Origin of the sequence: Fibrobacter succinogenes subsp. succinogenes S85 (assembly GCF_000146505.1) — a bacterium.
GTDB classification, from domain to species: domain Bacteria; phylum Fibrobacterota; class Fibrobacteria; order Fibrobacterales; family Fibrobacteraceae; genus Fibrobacter; species Fibrobacter succinogenes.
On the sequence record NC_017448.1, the window covers coordinates 780,576 to 798,778 of the forward strand.

An 18,203-nucleotide genomic window follows, 5' to 3' on the forward strand; every position below is an offset into this window, starting at 1 on the left:
AACTATTTCTTAGTTCACTTCTTCCCACCAAACCAATCGTTGATGTCTTCGCCTTCTTTCATCGACAATTTGCCAAATTGATCTACGCCATCACCAAGCACAACCGTGCGGATATTCGCATTCGCAAAAACCGTCTGCAAATACTCCGTACCGCTGCGCCCCGCCTCGTCCTTGTCCAAACAAAGCACGACGCTTTTGTTCTTGAACAGCGGGAGCCATTCTGTCTTGAAAGAACGCACGCCCGGGATTCCAATTGCCGCAATGCGTTGTCCCAAGAACGTAAGCGTATCAACCACGCCTTCGCAAAGGTAAACCCATCCCGGCCTTTCGTCAAGCGCTGAAACATTGTACGGGAACGGCACCGTTCCGCGCAAGTTCAGTTCCTTCGGCACAACCGTGCTATCGATTGCGCGTGCCTGAAAATAAAACGATCGACGCTTGGTATCGAGATACGGGAAAAATAGCGGATGCTTGTAATACCTCAAGTTCCCTTTTTCACTGAAAAGCCCCACGTACTTGAGGACTTCCAAATCGTAAGTTTCCTTGAGCTTGTTGTTCAGCGCACCATAATCCGTAATCGTGCGCAAAAGCATTTTATCCCAAATCGGCTTGTAAATGCGACGGCGTGCAAGGTAGGCAGCCGCAGGCGTCTTGTCGACAGGACTCAACATTTTCAAAAACGAGAGGATAATCTTCTTGCGTTCATCTTCGCTTACAAGCTCTTTTGCAGGCTCGGGAGAGCGGTATTCAAGAGCGGCATCACGGACTGCCGTTTTTGCAACAAGTGCGGCACTTTGTTCTAGCGACACATTCGAAGCAGGAGCTCGATTCGGCATCGTTGATGCAGAGGCGGAACTCGTCGTTGATATGCGATTTTGCACCTGAGGCTTAGCCCCACGCAACAGGAATCCGTACGTTTCCTTGAGCCAGTTCAAAGCTTCCAGAAAAGAACAATTCTTGACAAACTGCACAAGCGAAATTACATCACCGCGAACGTCATCGCAGACCCAGCAGCGGAATGTTCCGCGTTCTTCGGAAAATGATACAGACGGAGTTCTATCGCCATGCGCATGGCGTGTCGGGAAAAAGCAACGACAACGGCCACGCACCACCGGGAGGCCTAAATCCATAGCCACCGTCGTAATCGAGAGCGCAGCCTTAAATTGTTTGAGTTCCTCTTCTGTCATTGCACCAAGAATATATATATTTTCGTCATGATTATTCAAGAAAATATACCGATGAGCGAGCATACGTCCTTTAAAGTAGGCGGTTCCGCACGATATTTCATCAAAGCAGAATCCGTAAGCGATATTAAAGAAGCAATCGCATTTGCAAACGAGCACGCGCTCCCGAACTACATTCTCGGTAAGGGAACGAACTTGCTCGTCTCTGACAGCGGATACAACGGCGTCATCATCCAGCTCGGTAAATTTTTCTCGGAAATCACAGATCTTGGCAACGGGAAGATTTGCGCTAAAGGCGCCACGCCGCTTGCCCGCCTCGCCCGCTACACAATTAATGAAGGACTCGCAGGCATCCACAAGCTTGCCGGCATTCCCGGGAGCCTCGGCGGTGCGATTTACATGAACGCAGGCGCTTACGGTCAAGATGTTTCGCAGACTTGCATTGAAGTCGAAAGCATCGATGCCGCAGGCAATTTGCACACGCGAACCGCAACCGATTGCGTCTTCAGCTACCGCCATAGCATTTTTCAAGAACTCGCTACATCTGAAAATGCAGAAACAATTCTTTCTGCCACATTCCAGCTCACGCCCGCAACAGAGCTTGGCAAGACAGCCAAGGATCTCGAAAGCGAAATGCAGGAATGCATGACAAAGCGTCGCAATTCGCAACCGCTTTCCATGCCAAACGCAGGTAGCACCTTCAAGCGTCTAGATGCCGGCGCCGCCGAAACGCCGACACAAATCGCACCAGGTTACTACATCGAACAGGCGGGTTTAAAAGGCTACCGCATAGGCGGCGCCGAAGTGAGCCGAGTGCATGCAAACTTTATCGTAAATGCCGGAGGCGCCACAGCAGCCGACATCAAAGCACTCAGCGAATACGTTCAGAAAGTTGTCGCCGAAAAATTCGGCATTAACCTTCACAGAGAAGTGATTCTGCTCGGAGAATTTTAGTATTTTATCCTCAAAAAATTAAGGATAAGCTCATGATTTGCCATAAATGCGGAAAAGAATACGAAGACGATATGCCCAACTGCCTTTGGTGCGATGCACCCAACTTGCAACATCCAGCCAACAAGGGCAAGCAATTCACAGAAGCTCCCGCACAAAGCATTTCAACAGAGCCCGCAGAAACAGAAGCCACAGAAGCGCACCCCGCAGGTCTTTTCATGTGGACCGCCGCCATTTTAGCAGCATGCAATCTCGGCTACTTATATATCGCAATTCTCATCACATTTTTCCATAAAAAAGCATTACAAGAAAATAAAGCCCTCGGCCGTTTTTTCGTAGGAATGCTAATCGCAAGCATCGGACTTTACTTTATAACAGCCCCTGTCATCAGCGTAATCAGCACATCGCTCTTAAAAATTAATGAGCTTAATGGAGGTCATTCCTCATCAACTATTTTGCTCGCCTTAAGCGCTCTGTACCCCATCACGCAAGGATTTATCGGCGCCAAGCTACTCAAGTTCTACACGCCAGACTACGATTCCAAAGACTACCGCAAAAACAGCGTCGTGAGCACCATCGCTGCAATCGTTTTGTTTTTTATTTGCGCGTTATGCGGTTTTTATACTGACATAGCGCAAAACGGTACGCAGTTCACACAAATTCTAACGAAAAAATACTAAAAGTCTACTTAACAAGCGGATCGTACTTGTTCAAAATTTTCACGACGAGCCAATAGACAAGCCCGCCAATCATGCCGCCGAGTGCATCGGCAATCAAGTCATAACCGCTGCAGTCTCGGCCTTCCACAAAGCTCTGGTGGTATTCGTCCGTGCAACCGTAAGCAAGTGCAATTGCCATAACAATCAGCACCTTGAGCCACGGCTTTATAGACCACTCACCACGTGCCCACCACATGCAAAAACAGCCCGCCAAAGTGGCGTATTCACAAGTATGCGCAAGCTTATCCCACACATGCGGGAAGTCTTCGAGTTCATAGGATGTCATCGAAGAAATCTTGAAGATAATTGCCATGCAGAGGATGGCTGGGACTTTTCTGAAAAACGGGTACTTGTCAAAGAGCGATTCAAACATGCGCCCAAATTTAGCTTTTGTAAAAGCTATTCGTTCTTGAGCAAGCGCTTGGAGACGACATTTTTGTATTCTTCTTCTGCCGTCATGTCGTTGATTCGGTTACTCTTCTTGCCATCTTCGTAATTTTCGAAGAAGCAATACGTCTCATAGACTTTCCTTGCCTTAATCTTCTTGCCATTTACGAATATTGCATCAATTTCAAAATGGGCAATTCGGTTCTGCTTGAGGCGAATCGGCAATTTAAATGAATTTGTCATCAATTCATCATCTGCAAAGGCCTTTACCACAACACCCTTGCGCTTCACGATAATCTTCTTGATTTGACTCAGGTCCGAGCCCATCAAGCCCGCCACGCTAAAACGGAGCGTCGCCGGGATATCGCGTTCTTCAGGCAGCACGTGGATACGTTCGCGGCCGGAACCTTCAATGACAATCGAAGGCTTAAGCTTTTTCGGCTGGACCGTATCTTTCGGAGCGTTAGACTTGCGTACATCCGCTTTCGTCAAGACTTCAGCCATTTTTGCCGAGACAAAATTTGTATGCCACGTATGGCAAATGTATTCCACTTCGCCATTGCTGCAATTCACAACAAAATGCTTCGGACCAAACGCCGTGGAATCCGCCCATTCAAACGTTCGCTTGTAAAGTCCGCTTTCAGGAATCGTATCGACAATTCCGAGCACAGAAACTAAGCTTCCCGGGATAAACAACGCTTCAAGCGTCACACTGGGCTTGCCAATGTATTCATTCAGGACCTTCGGCTTAAACTCAATCTGCGAACTCTTTATGAAAGCCTCAGCCTTTTTCTTGTAGGCTTCATCAAATTCCAACAGCATCGTTTCGAGTTTGTCGAGATTCAACCTTGCAGCATGCACTCCGAGTTCAGTAGCAGCTCCCGTTGCAATAGAATCAAGAGCACGAGCCAAGATAAGCGTACCCGAACTTGCAAGCGATAAAATCTTTACGCCATTCATATTGGCAATCAAAGTCTGCCCGCTCTTGACCGACTGCGCCGTATCGGTTTTCACCGCCACGTCAAGACGGCCTTCCTTAAGCGAGGAGATTTCCAACCCATCAACATTTTCAATAAAGCCAGCCGTTCCACGAACTACAGACGAAACATTTTCTGTACGAATTTCAAACTCGTCCTTAACCGCCTGTTTCTGCACATCAAACAACAACTTTCCATGGCGAAGCGCAACGGTCATTCTTGTTTTCAGTTCATCCGCTTTCGCCACTTCAATAGCCATCTCTGACCGACCGTCAATCTTGAGTGCAGAACCGTCATCAACAGAAATCACGACCGAAGAACCCGCCTCAGTCACAATCGATGACTTTTCATGAACGCGCGAACCGACTTTCAGCGACTTTGCATGGTCATCGGAGATCTTCACATGAGCATCGCCCACAACCCTCTGGACAACGCCATTAAACAAAGGCTTTTCGGGAATCGCATTTAACGAATCTTTTTCGGAGGATTCAGAATCGCCACAGGCAGATAAAGATACAGCAAAAACAAGGGCCAAGCCCAATAGTCCAACCCTAAAATTCTTTGCTCTATTCATTGCTACCATGTTTTTTAATCTAGTAATTAAAATTTCAAAAAAGAAATTTACAATCACTTTTCCCCCTCGATTAAAAACAATAATTTGCGCACCGTCACACGTTTTATGAACCACACAAATGCGTGACAAAATAAATATAACTAAAAATTCTAAATTTTCACCTATGAAAGCAATTACATTGAAAGCCGGGCGCGATAAATCAGCCCTCCGTTACCACCCGTGGATTTTTAGCGGCGCCATTGATGAAGTTGTTGGCGACCCCGCTCTTGGTGACGTTGTCGAAGTTTATAGCTACCATAGCGATTTTTTGGGCCTTGCAGCCTATTCCCCGAAATCCCAGATTCGAGGCCGTTTCTGGACATTCGGGACCGAAGGAAAGAACGTCAAAATTGACCGCGAATTCTTTAGCGACATTTTGGACCGCGCCATCGCCTCCCGCAAGAGCCGTGGGTTCGACATCCACGACAAGGAATGTGCATTCCGCCTTGTGAACGCCGAAAATGACGGCATTCCGGGTTGCATCATCGACAAGTATGCCGACATCTACTCCGTCGAAATCCTTGCTGCAGGCGCCGAAGTCAATCGCCAGATCATTTACGAATTGCTCGCCGAAAAGACGGGTTGCCGTGGCATTTATGAACGCTGCGATTCCGAAGTCCGTAAAAAGGAAGGACTCCCCCTCCGCACGGGCGTTGTATTTGGCGAAGTTCCGGACGAACCGGTCATCATCAACGAAAACGGAATTCTGTTCCCGATTGACGTGAAGAACGGACACAAGACCGGCTACTACCTCGACCAGCGCGATGCCAGACGTCGCGTGGGCGAACTCGCCCGAGGCAAGAAGATGCTCAACTGCTTCTGCTACACCGGCGGCTTTGGTCTGTACGCTCTCCGTGGCGGCTGTGAAAAGGTTTACCAGGTCGATGTTTCCAAGGACGCGCTCAAGCTCGCCAAGGAAGGCATCATGCGCAACAAACTAAGCACAGCGCATGCAACACACATCGAAGCAGACGTCTTCCAGTACTTGCGCAAGTGCCGCGATAAGGCCGAAACGTTCGACTTCATCGTGCTTGATCCGCCGAAATTCGTCGAAAGCAAGGACAACTTGCAGAAAGGCGCCCGCGGCTACAAAGACATTAATTTACTTGCAATGAAGCTCCTTGCCGAAGGCGGCATGCTCGCTACGTTCAGCTGCTCTGGCCTTATGGAAATGGACTTGTTCCAGAAGATTATCGCCGACGCCGCAGCCGATGCCCACCGTCGCGTGCAGATTATCGAACGCTTTGGACAGCCCGCCGACCATCCCGTGAACACGGCCTTTCCCGAAGGACAATACCTCAAGGGCCTCCTGGTTCAGGTTGTGTAAAAAGAGCGTAAAAGCTTTCAAAAAACTTACTACACAGGTGACAAAGCCTGTGTAGTTTTTTTATAATTTTGCAAGAAGCAAAAAGGTATATGTGGACGGTTTTATAGAGGTTAAAATGTATTTAGTCACTTACGACATCGGTAATTCCTTTATAAAAGCAACGCTCACAAAAATTGCTAATTCGATTGAATTCGTAGGAGCAACCGTCGTAAGCACACACAGTACCTCGACTTTAGGCGGCAAGGGTGTTGAACAGAGCACCGAACAATGGTGGGATTCCATCTGCCGCAGCACAAAGGACCTCCTTAAAAATTACGGTATTACAAGCGACCAGATCAAGGGCATCAGTTTCTGTTCACAGATGAACGCAACTGTGCTCGTCGACGCCAACGGAAATACTGTACGCCCCCCTATGACGTTCCTTGACAGACGCGCCGACAAGGAATTCAAGGACTACTTCGACCATGGTTTCAAGATCCACGGGCTAAACATCTGGAAGCTCATCAAGGCTATGCGCCACACAAGCCTGGTCCCCGTCGGAGCTTACAGCCCCATCTGGAAATACAAGTGGGTGCAAAACAACGAGCCCGAAAAATTCGCTAGAGTCGATAAATTTTTGGACGTTGGCGACTACCTCCTGTACAAGACTACCGGCAGATTCGTCCGCACCGAAGACTCCGCATTTTGCACAGCGCTCAACGATTGCCGCAAAGGGCATTCCGGCTGGAGCCATACAATGGCGAAGGCTTACGGCATCATGGAAAAACACTTGCCCGAAATTGTGCAAAGCACCGACATCGTTGGTCGTATCACCGCAACCGCAGCCGAGCAGATGGGCTTGAAAAAAGGGACTCCCGTCATTGCAGGTGGCGGAGATGTCGCTATGGTTGCCGTCGGCTGTGGCAACACTCAAAATAACCAAACCAGCATCTACTGTGGAACTTCAGGTTCTGTCAGCACGGTCGTCGACCATATCATTCAATTTGCCGACATCATGATGATTGCAGTCAAGGGCCCGAATCCCAGGCAAAAGTATCTGTATGGCGAACTTGAAACCGCAGGCAAGTGCTTCGCCTGGGCGCGTGAACTTATCGGCAAGCTTGACAATTCGCAATACAGCTACGAAGAATGCGCACAGCTTGTTTCAAAAGCGAAACCCGGCGCACATGGGCTTATGTTCACGCCGTTCATGAACGGTTGCAAGACGCCATTTGAAGACGGAGACATCCGCAGTTCACTTTCAGGCATTAGCTTAGAAACTACTCGTGGCGATTTGCTTCGCGCCGTCATTGAAGGCATCTGTTTCCACTTCCGCTGGCTCTTGGAATGCCAGGCCAAGAAGTGCAAGATTTCTGACACGATCCGCTTTGCAGGCGGCCTTGCAAGAATCAACATCATGAACCAAATTCTCGCCGATGTGACCGGGCATACGATTGAAACGGTCAAGCATCCGCAGTACGTGGGAGCGCTCGGCGCCGCCGCAGTTGCTGCAATCGGGCTTGGACAGATGAAATTTGAAGACATCCACAGCTACATTGAAATCACAAACACGTATACGCCAAATCCTGAGAATCACGAGATTTACAACAAGCTCTACAAGAAATTCTTGGATAAAGTCAAAAGCGATAGAAAGCTTGTAAAAGGATAAATTCTCAAAAAAAGGAGATGCCCGCCCTTCGACAAGCTCAGGTCCCTGAGCGGGCATGACATCTTAAAAACAACGAAGCCGGGGACAAGCCCGGCATAACATTGTTCAAAATCTTTCAGTTGTAACTAATAACTAAAGACCATTGACTAATGGCCGATTAGCGCTTGTTACGCGGGAGTTCGCTTGCGTGCTTTTCAAGCCACACAGCGTCTTCGAGAGCGCGTTCAGCTTCGGTCGCCCAGTCAGAATCCGGGAATTCACGGACAACATCACGGTAGCGCGTTACAGCACTGTGGAAGTCTCGCATTTCGCGGTAAATGTTGCCCATCTGGAGCATCGCAAAGTAGCGTTCGTCCGGCGTGATTTCGTTTTCGAGCAAAGCCTTGTACATCTGGAGAGCGGCTTCGTGATAGCCATCTGCATAAAGTGCATTAGCGTTGGCAATGGAATTCGAAGCGGTCGGAGCGACGTCTTCCCTCTGCGGTGCAACGTCAACAGACTTCGACTTGTCGTTCCCGCTTTTCTTGGCATCCTTCAAAGCCTTTGCTTCGGCTTCTTGCATAGCCTTTTCTTCGGCAGCGGCACTAGCAACAGCATTGATTTCGGCCATGCGGTCTTCAGCAACCTTGCGGAACTTAGCATCCGGGGCAGCCTTCTTCAAATAAGCGGCGAGATACTTCTTTTCCTGTTCGGTGCGCTTGCTCTTCTGGTTGATCTTCGCCAAATAGTAGTTAGCGTCGTTACCGCGTTCCTTGTACGAAAGTCCCTTCTTCAAGTTGAACTCGGCCTTGTCGTATTCTCCCATCTCATAACGGGTTAGGCCTGCATAGAAGTACGCACCGGCATCGCCAGGCTTCTTCGAAAGAACTGCTCTCCAAAGCGGAGCGGCTTCAGCATAGCGGCCTTCGGCAAGCAAAGCCTTGCCCTTTTCAAACGGATCTTCAGAGGCGACAGCCGTTGCAGGCGCCGGTTGTGCAGCCTTCGGAGTTTCAACCTTTGCAGGAGCTGCGGTCTTAGCCGGTTCAGCCTTTGCAACAGGAGCAGTTTGTGCGGGCTGTGCAGTCTTTGCAGGTTCTGCTTTAGCCTCAGCCTTCGGCGTACTTGCAGCAGCTTTGCCGCCCTTCATCTTAGCGCGTTCAGCGTCAGCCTTTGCCTGCTGGCCCATAGCTTCGTAAGCCTTGGCAGCACCTTCGTACGCTTCCGTCAAGCTCGGATCATAACCATAAGCGAGGCGGAAGTTAGCCACAGCCCCCTTATAGTCCTTCATCTTCATGCGAACCTTGCCTGCCGCCATATAAGCTTCAGTATTCTTCTTATTTTCAGCCAACATGGCTCGGTATTCACCAAGAGCCTTATCATACTGGCCCTTGGCCTCAAAGCGAGCTCCCTGTTCAATACGGGGGTCCACAGCCCAAGCTTGAGACATTCCAACCAACAACGCAAGCGCAATAAAAGACAATTTCTTGTTCATGGTAAAAAATTTAGTAAAAACCATTGACTTTATGACACAGATTGGCGATATTACTAGCAGAGACGCGGATAATTTGATTATCTGCAAAGGAGAAAAAATGAAAATCACTGAAGCCGTCGATAAATACAACGCCGCAGAACAGGAGCTCATCATCGAAGCTTACGAACGCGAGGGAGGCGACACCGAAGATGTGGATCTCATCCTCCTTGACCGAATTTGCGCACGACTTGGACTCGGACTGGATAACGACGATATAGACAACGACGACATCGCCGAAGAAGTCAATTTTGACGAATATGGGAGTCATTTCGGAGATGTGTCCGAAAGCGAGGATGAACTGTAAAAACAAGTAGTGACATTTAATGACATTATCTTTATCTATTTTATAAGCAGTTAAAGATAAACATTAAAGGTCACACATGTTCAACATTCACCATCCTTTTAGCCCGAGCAAAATTTTTCTTCTTTCGTTAACGGTAATCGTTTTCGGGCTTCTCGTTTACCTCTCGGGGAGTTTTGTCTCTGCGACCGTTTTTTCTATACTGTACGCATTTTTCGCCGTTGCCGATTAATCAGCAACACAGCGGACATAGAGTCCCTTGTAAACACTGACATCGGTACGATCGATATCCTTGTCAGAGCGATTGAATTCCCACGAGCGTGCGGTATTTTCCTGGATAGAACTCTTGGACCAGTAATGTCCTGAATTAAAGCCATCGCAGAAATTATCCCAGTCCTGGCATCCGCCCTGCCCTAGATTGTCCCAATCAAGCGTTGCGCGGTCTTTCTGGAAATCACGCCATTCGCCATCATCCGGCAAATGCCATCCCGGAGGGCAAGCCTTGAGCGCATCTTCGTAGGTGTAATAGCGTCCGAATTTTTCGCAGAACGACTTATCTTCAACATAACACTGTTTTGCTGAGGTCACACTGAACGCAAGGTTTTTCATCATCCAGATTTTACCACCGCGAACACCGACCTTGTACTTTTTATTATCGCGTTTATCCGTAAATATCATATCCTTCGGAGAGATATTCTTTTCAGCAAACTGATCACGAGGAAAAACGCAACGAATCTGAACGGCATCGGCATCTTCAATATCCACGTATTTCGTAGTTCCACGCTTGGTTTCAAGCCTTATGACATGATTGGCGGGGCCACGCACTGCAAAATACACAAAGCCCTTTCTTGCATTCACCACTTCATCCATTTCAAACTTGTAAAATCCACGTGAAGAGTTCCCTGCAAAATCACTCATATTCTGCATTTTGTCAGGACCAGAAAATTTATCTTCGATGAGTTCATCCCAGTCGGTTTCATCCGGGAGCTGTGTACCCTCCGGGCATGAAGCCTTCCAGCTATCGCTACGATAAAAAGGGATTCCGTTTTCGTCGGTAAAATATGAGGTCTTGCTGTACTTGAGACTTTGTTTAAACCAGTTTAACGATCCTGATGGAATTCCACGATAAACGCGCCCATCTCTAAAATCCTTAAACTCTACTGCGTAATTATGGGTGACCACAGACACGGTCAAAATCGCTACGGCGCACAACGAACGCCACACCTCATCCAACATCAATAACCTCACAAATAATAGACTTACCGAGTAAGCCTACACAATATATATACGCTTTTTCGGAAAAAATGCTATAAAAAATTGTCAAAAGTAAAAAATAGCGCCTATATTGCCCGGAATTGCCCAAAAAGAAATATTCTTTTTACATAATTCATGCAATTTGAGGACTCCAAGGCTCACGCCCGTCCCCATAAGCGATCCAACTACCACATCAGTAGGATAATGTTTGCCCGCAACCACGCGCAACGCGCCAACGGCAGCCGCAAGTGTCAATGACGATGCCCAGACGAGACTTTTGTACTGGGAGTTTGGGTAAATTTCAGAGAACCATTCGCCCGTAAACACAGCCACCGTAAACGCCGCCGAAGCATGCCCCGAATAAAACGAGCCATAAGCCTCCCCACGCGCGGACTCCGCCTTTCTGCGGCCTTCACCACGTTCCGCATAAATGTAAGGGCGCGGCCACAACTGCGTCGAACGGACAATCTGGTTCAAGGCATTCTGCAAGGCAATCGCTTCTACAAACATAAGCGTAAAGGCGCCAAAGTCATGACCATCGGCATCGCCCTTATACCAGGAGTACCCCGCCAAAGCCAAAGGAGCAACCACCAAGGCTCCCGAATAATGGCTCACGGTCATAGCCCACCCGCAGTAATGCCCTGCAAACGGGCGGTCCCAAGGCAACAGCTCCGATTTGGGCTTCAAGTCGCTCGAAGAGATGCGCGACATCCCATAGTACTGATAAACGCCTAGCACCGAAGTCATAACGATTCCAAGCGAAAGCGGAACATCCAAGCGGACAGAAACTTCGTAATGGCGAGGTGCGGGATTATCTACGAGGGATGCGCCGAGCATGTTCCGAGATGCGTCGGGCGTACCCAAGACAAGCGTTGCAGAACACAACACCGCAAAAAGCGCTTGAAACAAGCTTTTAAATCGCCCAGAAAACATCAAAAGTCCATTAAAAATTTATATTCACAAAGACAAACATAAAAAAGTATTGGCGGAACACGTGACAAATTCGAATTTAAACCAGAACCGAGAACCTATCATCCCGAACATGGAACTTTTTGGAGCCATTTCCGACGAAATGCGCCTCAAGATACTGCTCCTACTGGACCAGTCCGAATTTACAGTCAACGAAATCAAGGACATTCTAGATATCCACCAGAGTAACGCAAGCCGCCACTTGGCAAAGCTTGCGCAATGCGGGCTCGTAAAAGACCGTCGCGACGGCATCAAGGCTTATTACCGCCTGAGTGAAGAACTTTACATGAGCAGCCGCCTATTGCAGATTATCCGCGAAGCTTACGACGAACTGCAGGACAAGGATATTCTCAAGTGCCGCGCCGCACAAGCGCTCGAAGAACGCACCGACAAAACCAAGGGACAAATCCACAAGCTCGACCAGGCCGGCGGCAGCCTCAAGGCTCAAATCAGCCTGTTCAGCAAGCTCATGGTGCCGTTCGAAAACGCCGTGGACATCGGTTGTGGCGAAGGCGGAGACCTCTCGCTCATGCTCGCAAGCCGTTGCAAGAACGTGACCGCACTCGACTACGACCCGAAAATCATTAGCGGATTCCAGCAGATTTTGCACCAGAAGGGCATCGAAAACGTGACGCCCAAGGTCGCCGACATGACGCAGACGGGTCTCCCGTCCAACTATGCTGACCTCGTCTTGATGAGCCAGGTATTGCACCATGCGACCGACCCGCGTCTTGCCCTCAAGGAAGCGACCCGCATTTTGAAACCGGGTGGAATGCTTGCGCTTCTGGACCTCGCCCAGCACAAGGAAGAATCGTTCCGCACGACACACGGCCACATTTGGCTTGGTTTTGAACGCAGCCAGCTTGAATTCTTTGTGAAGGAGCTCAACTGCAAGGTGGTCGAGAGCGAAATCATCCCGAGTGAAAACGAAGTCGACAAAAAGCTCCCCGTGATTTGCATGATCATCACGAAGGAGTAAGAAGTAGACAGTAGACGGTAGGAAGTAGGCGGTATTAAAAAAATCGCTTGACCGCTTTGCAAAAAACAAATATTTTTACTTAAAAAGTCAAGGAGAAACCTTATGGGAAAATTGATTAAGTACGTCGTCATCGCCGCAGTGTGCATTATTTCTGCATTCGGCATCTACAGTCTTGTCAAGACCGCCAAGACCGACGAAAACACGCTCGAATAATCTCGATAGCAAATTCGTTCAAAAGCAAACAATTTAACAAACCGTAGTGGGCATCCTCTGCGGTATTTTTATATTTCCTAACATGAATTTTCTCAATAAGAAACCCGCATTCTTTGTGGCAATGGCCACAGTTTTCTTTGCGATTTTGCTGTTTGTCTTCCGCGATTTCGCATTCGATTCCAGTCAACTCATGCTCAACAGCGACCAGCTGAACGGCATCGGCAGCCGCATTTTGCGCACGTTCGACGTCATCCTCACGGAATGGGACGATAGCCGCCTTGGCGGTGTCCCGACTCTTGACGCGCTCTTTGCCGACGCTTACCACCCGCTCGTGTGGACGCAGTTCATCATGGATCCGGCACGCGCCGTCGGTTTCAAGTTCATCTTGACCGTATGGGTTGCCTTCATGAGCGCAATGCTCCTCGCCTGGAACTTGACCGGCAACAAGTGGTGGGGTTCGCTTCTCGGATTCCTTTATGCATTTTCGCCGGAATACTTCACTTACATTTACGGTGGCCACGATGGAAAGATGATGGTTTTCGCCATCGCCCCGTTGGCTCTCCTTGCCATCCGTAAGATCGTCCGCGACGGTAGCCTTCCCTACCTTATCGTCTTTGCGCTTAGCGTCACCTGGATGATTCTCGGAAGCCACCTGCAGCTCACGTATCTCTTCTTGTGGGGTGCAGGTCTTTACACGCTTTACGAAGCTGCCTTCCATTGCAACACACTTGCCATCCGCGGTAAACGAGTCGGACTCGCTGCCGCAGGCCTCGCCTTTGGACTTGCCCTCAGTTGCTTCCAGGTGATTCCGCCTTACCTCTACACCACGACGCAATCCGTCCGCGGTGAAGGAGACCACACCAATTACGGTCACGCCGTGAGCTGGTCCTTCCATCAGGAAGAAATGGCACAGATGCTCATCCCAGGATTTATCGGTGTCGACGTCTACGAACAGGACGAAAAGACGAATGACCTGAAGAGCAGTTCCTTGGTCAACATCACCATGGACGAATACCGCAAGATGGCCGAATCCGGCAGTCAAGGGAGCCCGTTCTACTGGGGCCATAACAGCTTCAAGCTCGACCACAACAACGCAGGCGCACTCCTCACGTTCCTCGGATTCCTCTGCCTGTTCCTACCGGGCAAGCGCCGTTGGGCTAGTTTCTGGGGACTCGGTGCCGTTGTCGCTTTGAGCTACGGCATGGGTGACCATTCTCCGCTCTTCAAGCTCTGGTACAATATTCTACCGGGCGTCAAGAACTTCCGCGCTCCGGGCATGGCCCTTTTCTGGCTCCCGCTCTTGCTCGTGATGATGGCAGGTCCTGTACTCAAGGCCATCTCTGATGAAAGCGAAAATGCCGCCAAGAACCATCGCGCACTGTTGCACGGAACAGCGATGTTCGTCATTCTACTTTTGCTCGTCGTGATTGCTCGTTTCAACTGGACACTCTTTATCAGCCCGTTCGGATTCGTCGTTTGCCTCGCCTACGCAGTCGCATGCCTCGGTGTGATGAGCCTAGACGATCAAGGCAAAGCAATTAACGTCAAAAATTTTATGGACGCATTCAAGGCAAAACTTCCGGGAACATCGAGAGGTGTCCAGGCAGCCGTCGTTATCGGATTTGCAATCATCGGGCTCTTCCTCATGAGCGGTCAGAAACTCTTGAACGACCCCGTCACAGCCCCGTACTTCAAGCCGCTGAACGAAGTCGTGATGAACGCCACCGCATCAAAGATTCTTCCAAGTTTCTTCTTGATTCTTATCGTCATCGGCGTAAGCTTTGCCGTATTCAAGTGGAAAGGGAGCATCCCTGCCAAGGTCGGCATTCTCGCAGCAGTTGCTGGCCTTGAGCTCATGACCATCAACGGTGCGTTTATCCAAAACGTGGCCGCCAAAGAATACTTGCAGCCGAACAACGGCGTCGTTGCCGCGCTCAAGGCTCCGTTCAAAGCAGATTCCATCAACCAACCGCGCGTACTTTCGCTCTCGCGCAACAAGGCTATCAGCGGAAACATCTTCCCACAGTACCACATGCGTAATGCGGACGGTTTCCACGACAACGAACTTGCAAGCTACCGCGAATTCCGTGGCGGTCAGGGCAATGCGAACTACTTGATGAACATCAACGAACCGGATGGAGCACATCCGTTCCTCGACTTGATGAACATCAACGCCATCATCTTCGACACACAGCGCGGCACGACCTACATGCCGATTACAACCGCCATGGGCGAAGCCTACATCTATGGTGAATCGACCACGATGGAAGATTCCAAGGCCATTGACGCGCTCAAGAACGGGTTTGCCTACCGCGAAAAAGTCATCCTCTCCGAAGAACCACAAAACAAGGGTGAAGGAGGCATCGCACAGGGCAAGGCAAAGCTTGTTGCAAGCCCGAAGATGGACACGCAAGTGTACCAGGTCGAAAGCGACCGCGCAGGCTTCATGGTTGTCGCAGGCAACTACCACCCCTACTGGAAAGCAACCGTCAACGGCAAGGAAGCCAAGGTCTACAAGGCATTCGGCGATCTCCGCGCTGTCGAAATTCCGAAGGGCAAATCCGAAGTCCGCATGGAATACCGCAGTAAGCCGTTCCACGCTTGCCTGAAGGTGAGCCTGTTTGCTGCCATCTTGCTCATCGCCTTCGGCGTGTATGTATTCGTGAAGAACAAGAAAGCAACAACTTAATCTTAAACGTAATTTAAAGCATTCAATTTTTCAAATTTCAAAAATTCACAAAAGACCGTTCTCTACGAACGGTCTCTTTTTATGTCCCGTTCCGGTTCCGGAAAATTCGCAGTTCGCCCTGACGCAGAAATAACGGTCTGAAATTCTAAATTTCCAAGATACTCAAAAGCGATCGAAAGGCCGCCTTTTTTCCAAAAAAAAGATTTTTGAAAGTTTTCAACCCCACTGAGCCAGTAAATGATTTATATTTGTCCCGTATGAAAGTTTTTGGTAACATGGAAACGCTTTCCAATACGGCATCCGACCTTAAGGAGCCGTTAAACCTGTTACCTCCCCCCAGCGAAAATTCTAGTTTACAAAACAAGGCTGCTAGCGAAAACACCTCCATCGGCCTGTTCGACGTGCATGTGTACATGGGGCAGTATTTCGACGATTACTATACGCCGACTTCCACAGGAATAGCAAATTAAGCCAAACAATCAAAAAAAAGATCACATACTTTTATGGCCATCTTCTTAAACGACATATTAAAAATTGAAAATTTCGCAGATGTGAGAATTCGTTTTAATCTGCAAATGAATGGAAATTACAACCCTATTGATGCATTCGATAAAAACAACCTCAAAAAATACATAGATGGACATTATTGGAATTATCCCCAAAGAAAATCTTTTAAACTTAATCAAAGGACGCTGGGCTTTATCCCCTACGACCGTAAAGATAATACATGGCTTTTATTCCATGCGGGCAAGGTGATTAAGGATTTAAACATACTCAACGGCGTAGGATACGACTATAGCGATATTGAAGAATTTTCAAAATACTGCGGTCGTTTAATCATCAGATATAAAAACAAAAGTCGAAATCCCATCTTTTACGCCGAGACCTGTATAAACGATTGTGAAGTTGTTGAAATATTGCCAGATATATATGATGACGATGTTTTCCCTGGTTATGAGAACGTGAATATTTCTTGGGAAAAGCTGTCCCGTGTTATAAGTAAAGAGTCATGGAAAACAGCTCTTCAAAATCAAAAGGGCGTTTATTTGATTACTGATAAAAAAACGGGAAAAATGTATGTAGGGTCTGCGTATGGCGAAAACATGCTTTTAGGTCGATGGACAAATTATGCAGAAAATTGTCATGGTGGAAACGTTGATTTCAAAAAACTTAAACCCAATTATATAAAGTCTAATTTTCAATACACTATTTTGGAAATATTTAAATCGACTACTGCTGACGAAGTAATTATAAATCGAGAATCTTGGTGGAAAAACGTTCTTATGACAAGAGATTTCGGTTATAATAACAATTGATTTTTAGTCTGTAATTTTCAACTTTTTAACAAAGGAAAATGAATGGCTCTTTTTTGTAGAAAATGTGGAGAAGAAATAGGCCCCATTGATTGTCAGATACATAATAGTTTATGTCATAACTGTTATAGAGAACAAAAAAAAGCTGAAGAGCATAGGGAACGCCTAGAGGAACTCAGAGAAGAAGAAGTCGAATACCAACGTCAGGCAGCTCGCGATGCCGAAGAAGCTAGACGCATTGCTGGCCTAACCACATTTACGTGTTGCCATTGCCAGGGAACATTTAATGAAGAACGAGGATATTCCGCGGTCGAATCCCCTATCGGCAAACCCGTTTGCAACAAATGCTTTGAACTGCTAAAAAAGTGCATTGATTGTAATCAGTACTTTTGGAAAAACGATCCTAGATCAACACCAATTCGCCTGATAGAAAAAGAATATTATAGAACAAAAACTTTTTTTGACGAGCCAGTCATATATGTAAAAGATAGAAACGACTATGTTTGTGACAATTGCGCTTCAACAGCTAAATATGAATCGTTCTTTGAAGAACAAAAAAAGCTGAAACAAGAATACGACACCCAAGAACGTATCCGACGAGAAAAAGAAGCTGCAGAAAGAGCGGAACGAGAGCGCAAAGAAGCGGAAGCTGCTGAACAAGCTCGTATAAAAGCAGAACGAGAAAAAGAAGCCTACGAAGCAGAACGAAGGGAACGAGAGGAGGAAGAACATCAGAAAGCCGTTTTATTTAATGTCATTTTTGGAATCATTTTTACACTATTGTCAGCATATGTATGCTACTCACTCATGTCCAACGTAGGCCTAATACTAGGTATAATATTAGGCATAGGTGTAACAACAATACGTTTAATTCAGCTATCACAAAATTTCGGAGACTTCCTAGTGAGAGTAGCCGTATGTATTGTGGGAAGTGCGGTTGTTTGCTGGTTGTTTGGACTCTTTTACGGGTTTGCTTGCTGGTTGTTTGGATTTACAGATATTTCCGGAACAACTCTTTCTATAATTTGGCTAATACTGACACTAGTGTCAGTATTTCTGCTTAACAGTTAATTACAAAGAAAGCACTTACCAAGAAAAAGTCAAAAGACATTAAGAAAACTGATAACAATAAAAGCCTCGCTTACGCGAGGCTTTGCTATTTTCAACAA

The 18,203-nt window shown here is 47.8% G+C and carries 16 protein-coding genes; 10 read left to right on the forward strand and 6 right to left on the reverse strand.

The features are described from left to right. Window positions 1–14: 14 nt before the first annotated feature. Entirely contained in the window at window positions 15–1,187 is a 1,173-nt protein-coding gene (locus FSU_RS03345) for a CHC2 zinc finger domain-containing protein (RefSeq protein ID WP_012820134.1), read from the reverse strand. A gap of 27 nt (window positions 1,188–1,214) precedes the next feature. Here FSU_RS03345 and murB point away from each other — a divergent pair, with 27 nt between their 5' ends. Both murB and FSU_RS03355 read left to right on the forward strand, forming a co-directional pair. Next, entirely contained in the window at window positions 1,215–2,138 is a 924-nt protein-coding gene (murB, locus tag FSU_RS03350) for a UDP-N-acetylmuramate dehydrogenase (protein WP_012820135.1), read from the forward strand. Window positions 2,139–2,170: 32 nt separating this feature from the next. Beyond that, the gene (locus FSU_RS03355; protein ID WP_012820136.1) at window positions 2,171–2,815 is read left to right on the forward strand and encodes a hypothetical protein; all 645 of its coding nucleotides are present in this window, start codon (window positions 2,171–2,173) and stop codon (window positions 2,813–2,815) included. Between the two features lie 4 nt (window positions 2,816–2,819). On the opposite strand, the gene FSU_RS03360 is transcribed toward FSU_RS03355, so the two are convergent. Both FSU_RS03360 and FSU_RS03365 read right to left on the reverse strand, forming a co-directional pair. Next, window positions 2,820–3,227, reverse strand: a complete 408-nt coding sequence (locus tag FSU_RS03360; protein ID WP_012820137.1) for a VanZ family protein — start codon at window positions 3,225–3,227, stop codon at window positions 2,820–2,822. 26 nt (window positions 3,228–3,253) lie between these two features. Then, window positions 3,254–4,792 carry a FecR family protein gene (locus tag FSU_RS03365; protein ID WP_244263708.1) on the reverse strand — a complete coding sequence of 513 codons (1,539 nt, stop codon included), beginning with the start codon at window positions 4,790–4,792 and terminating at the stop codon, window positions 3,254–3,256. 163 nt (window positions 4,793–4,955) lie between these two features. Between FSU_RS03365 and FSU_RS03370 the strand changes: the two genes are divergently transcribed. Both FSU_RS03370 and FSU_RS03375 read left to right on the forward strand, forming a co-directional pair. Continuing rightward, entirely contained in the window at window positions 4,956–6,158 is a 1,203-nt protein-coding gene (locus tag FSU_RS03370; RefSeq protein WP_012820139.1) for a class I SAM-dependent rRNA methyltransferase, read from the forward strand. Between the two features lie 115 nt (window positions 6,159–6,273). After that, window positions 6,274–7,806 (forward strand): xylulokinase, encoded by a 1,533-nt coding sequence (locus tag FSU_RS03375; protein WP_012820140.1) that lies wholly within the window; start codon window positions 6,274–6,276, stop codon window positions 7,804–7,806. A gap of 157 nt (window positions 7,807–7,963) precedes the next feature. Here the strand turns inward: FSU_RS03375 and FSU_RS03380 are convergent, their stop codons facing one another. Beyond that, entirely contained in the window at window positions 7,964–9,277 is a 1,314-nt protein-coding gene (locus FSU_RS03380; protein WP_244263709.1) for a tetratricopeptide repeat protein, read from the reverse strand. 97 nt (window positions 9,278–9,374) lie between these two features. On the opposite strand from FSU_RS03380, the gene FSU_RS03385 reads away from it, so the two are divergent. Beyond that, window positions 9,375–9,620, forward strand: a complete 246-nt coding sequence (locus FSU_RS03385; protein WP_012820142.1) for a hypothetical protein — start codon at window positions 9,375–9,377, stop codon at window positions 9,618–9,620. Between the two features lie 225 nt (window positions 9,621–9,845). Here FSU_RS03385 and FSU_RS03390 read toward each other — a convergent pair whose 3' ends face one another. Then, window positions 9,846–10,853: an FISUMP domain-containing protein gene (locus tag FSU_RS03390; protein ID WP_012820143.1), complete on the reverse strand. Its 1,008-nt coding sequence runs from the start codon at window positions 10,851–10,853 to the stop codon at window positions 9,846–9,848. 84 nt (window positions 10,854–10,937) lie between these two features. Further along, window positions 10,938–11,780 (reverse strand): phosphatase PAP2 family protein, encoded by an 843-nt coding sequence (locus FSU_RS15830; RefSeq protein WP_049858413.1) that lies wholly within the window; start codon window positions 11,778–11,780, stop codon window positions 10,938–10,940. A gap of 85 nt (window positions 11,781–11,865) precedes the next feature. Between FSU_RS15830 and FSU_RS03400 the strand changes: the two genes are divergently transcribed. The 5 genes from FSU_RS03400 to FSU_RS03420 all read left to right on the forward strand — a co-directional run bounded on the left by FSU_RS03400 (window position 11,866) and on the right by FSU_RS03420 (window position 18,105). Then, window positions 11,866–12,819 carry an ArsR/SmtB family transcription factor gene (locus FSU_RS03400; protein ID WP_014545290.1) on the forward strand — a complete coding sequence of 318 codons (954 nt, stop codon included), beginning with the start codon at window positions 11,866–11,868 and terminating at the stop codon, window positions 12,817–12,819. A 295-nt stretch (window positions 12,820–13,114) separates the two neighbouring features. After that, window positions 13,115–15,721 carry a YfhO family protein gene (locus FSU_RS03405; protein ID WP_012820147.1) on the forward strand — a complete coding sequence of 869 codons (2,607 nt, stop codon included), beginning with the start codon at window positions 13,115–13,117 and terminating at the stop codon, window positions 15,719–15,721. Between the two features lie 257 nt (window positions 15,722–15,978). After that, window positions 15,979–16,191 carry a hypothetical protein gene (locus FSU_RS03410; protein ID WP_012820148.1) on the forward strand — a complete coding sequence of 71 codons (213 nt, stop codon included), beginning with the start codon at window positions 15,979–15,981 and terminating at the stop codon, window positions 16,189–16,191. Window positions 16,192–16,224: 33 nt separating this feature from the next. Next, window positions 16,225–17,037, forward strand: a complete 813-nt coding sequence (locus tag FSU_RS03415; protein WP_012820149.1) for a GIY-YIG nuclease family protein — start codon at window positions 16,225–16,227, stop codon at window positions 17,035–17,037. Window positions 17,038–17,079: 42 nt separating this feature from the next. Next, entirely contained in the window at window positions 17,080–18,105 is a 1,026-nt protein-coding gene (locus FSU_RS03420) for a hypothetical protein (protein WP_012820150.1), read from the forward strand. The last annotated feature ends 98 nt before the right edge of the window (window positions 18,106–18,203 follow it).